The sequence below is a fragment of the Candidatus Micrarchaeia archaeon genome (genome assembly GCA_041650355.1).
Lineage (GTDB): Archaea > Micrarchaeota > Micrarchaeia > Anstonellales > Bilamarchaeaceae > JAHJBR01.
The window spans coordinates 1-2,512 of record JBAZLI010000110.1 but is presented as its reverse complement, the minus strand read 5'-3'; the positions used below and the strand labels follow the sequence as shown (position 1 = coordinate 2,512).

At 54.2% G+C, this 2,512-nt stretch carries 1 protein-coding gene and 1 rRNA gene; both read right to left on the bottom strand.

Annotation, left to right across the window (positions count from 1 at the left end; translation table 11 throughout):
- Nucleotides 1–409: 409 nt before the first annotated feature.
- Entirely contained in the window at nucleotides 410–787 is a 378-nt protein-coding gene (locus tag WC488_05475; protein MFA5077845.1) for a hypothetical protein, read from the bottom strand.
- A 16S ribosomal RNA gene (locus WC488_05470) occupies nucleotides 779–2,512 on the bottom strand; the annotation flags it as partial. The genes WC488_05470 and WC488_05475, both read right to left, overlap by 9 nt.

The following is a 2,512-nucleotide window of genomic DNA, read 5'->3' as shown; positions in this document are numbered from 1 at the left end:
GAATGCGCCAAAGTAGCGCAGCCTCACCAAAACCTCGCTTGGGTGACTTGACGGGCGGTGTGTGCAAGGAGCGGGGACGTATTCACCGCTCGATGTTGACAAGCGATTACTAGGGATTCCAGCTTCATGAGGGCGAGTTTCAGCCCTCAATCCGAACTTGGCGCAGGTTTGGGGGATTAGCTCCTCCTTTCGGAGTGGCAACCCATTGTCCTGCGCTTTGTATGCCACGTGTAGCCCGGGAGATTCAGGGCTTGAGCCACCATGGTGCGAACTGGAAGTGTGATTTCCAGTCCTTAGCGGATTCTTCGCACCAGGTGTATACTGACCTACCGTCGCCCCCTCCTTCCTCGATCTTAACGATCGCGGTCGCGACAGAGTGCTCACCAAACGGATTTGGTGATCGCAACTGTCACCGAGGGTCTCGCTCGTTTCCGGGCCGCATAAGCGCTGATAAGCGCGACTTCAATTCGTTTCTCTTCAGGTTTTCGCGAACGAATGCCGCGAAGGCTGGGACGCTTTTCGCTGTAATGTAAAGGGTGCGCCCGAATTTTTTCGTCTGAAAGCCCAGGCGTTCCAGCATCTGCTGGTCCGCCGAGTCCGCTTTCGCGAAATAAACGGTTCCCTTGACGTTGTCCACTCCTCCGCAGCCGTCGAAAAATCCCGCGAGGAAGCTTTTCGCGTACTCGTTCCTCCAGCGGAAGACCTCGAGCTCGTTTTCGGCGAGCCCCTCGAGGAATTTCCTGTACGCTGAATGGTAAAAGTACGCCTTTCTTCCCTTAAGTTGCATTTTTTCCGGCGGAATCTGAAGCGTGTTCACCGCTTCCGAGGCGAAGATTTCCTGCGCCTCGAGGTCGCCTTCTATCCCCACCCCCTCGGGCGTCCTGCGGGCCTTCCAGAGGCCCGCGAAGTACGCGAGTTTGGGGGACAGGTTGACCTTCATTTTTCCACCTTCATCTTTTCGCAACTGTTTCGCAGGGCGGGTTAAAATAAACGCGCCGATGCGGCTTGCCGGACTTAACCGGACAGTTCACACCACGAGCTGACGATGGCCATGCACCACCTCTCGGCTTGTCGGGCAAGATCTTTAGTCTGGCCTTCACGCTGCCGTCGCTCCCGGTAATGTTCCCGGCGTTGAATCCAATTGAACCGCAGCATCCACCCCTTGTGGTGCTCCCCCGCCAATTCCTTTAAGTTTCAACCTTGCGGCCGTACTCCCCAGGCGGCAGACTTAACACTTACGCTACGGCACTGCAGCGGCCCAAAGCCACTGCAACACCACAGTCTGCATAATTTACTGCTAGGGCTACTCGGGTTTTCAGTGGGTCAGAGGAATTTCGCTAAACGCTTTCTTTTCAACGGATGATTAAACCTGACGAGTTCGGAGAAGCTCCGAAGCCGTTCTTTCCCATAAATGTATATCTCGTACTCGGGATTTTTGTACCTCGCGCGTTCGTAGGTGCTGTACTCGATTTTCGCCCGAGCCAAAAACTTCTTGAAGAAAATATAAACGCCTTTCGACGTTGTCGAGAAGTTTATTTCGGCTTGGCGACTTTTAACGCAGCCTTCAGCGTCCAGCAAACCGCCAACGTACTCTGCCTGCAAACTCATTTCGAGCCTTGGCAGAAATGACGGTATTGACAGCTGGCTGCGAACAGCGCCCCTTGGCATGCGAAGCTCATCAACCAGGTAATCGTAGACAGCCTTGTTTTTTGTATGGCTGTAATACGAATTCCGCCTCTTGTCATGGAATAGGTTAAGCCGTATTCCAAAGACCTTGCGGAAAAGCTTGTGGATAACTTTATGGTGCTGCCGTTCCCGGTCGGTGAAAAGCACTCTCCCATACGACATGTTGCCATCGCCATGCAGTAGTCCCAGAAGTCTGCACAACTCCGGCGTAATCCTTGTCGGAAGACGCGCTTTCTGCTTTTTCTTCACCCGGGGCACTAATCCCATATGCGTTTTTTTCGCCGTTGTCGTTTAATAGCGTTCCCCTGATCCATATCTAATCCGATTCGTTCTCCTAGCCTTCGTCCCTCACTGTCGGACATGTTTTAGTCAGGCGCCTTCGCCACTGGTAGTCCTCACAGGATTACAGAATTTTACCTCTACCCCGTGAGTACTCCTGACTTCCCCCACTCCCATGCCTGTCAGTACCCCCTGCACGCCTTCCGGTTGAGCCGGAAGATTTCACAGAGAACTTAACAAGCCAGCTACGGACTCTTTAAGCCCAATATTCGTGGATACCACTCGAGCCTTCGGTGTTACCGCGGCGGCTGGCACCGATATTGCCCGGCCCTTATTCCGCCAGGTATTTATTCTGGCGAAAAGGTGAACGCGTGGTCCACCACTCGGAGTCCCCTCGTCACGCTTTCGCGCATTGCGAAGGATTCGTCCCTGCTGCATCCCGTAGGACTTGGGCCCTTGTCTCAGTGCCCATCTGGGGGCTCCAACTCCCATTGCCCCCACCGATTATCGGCTTGGTGGGCCGTTACCCCACCAACTACCTAATCGG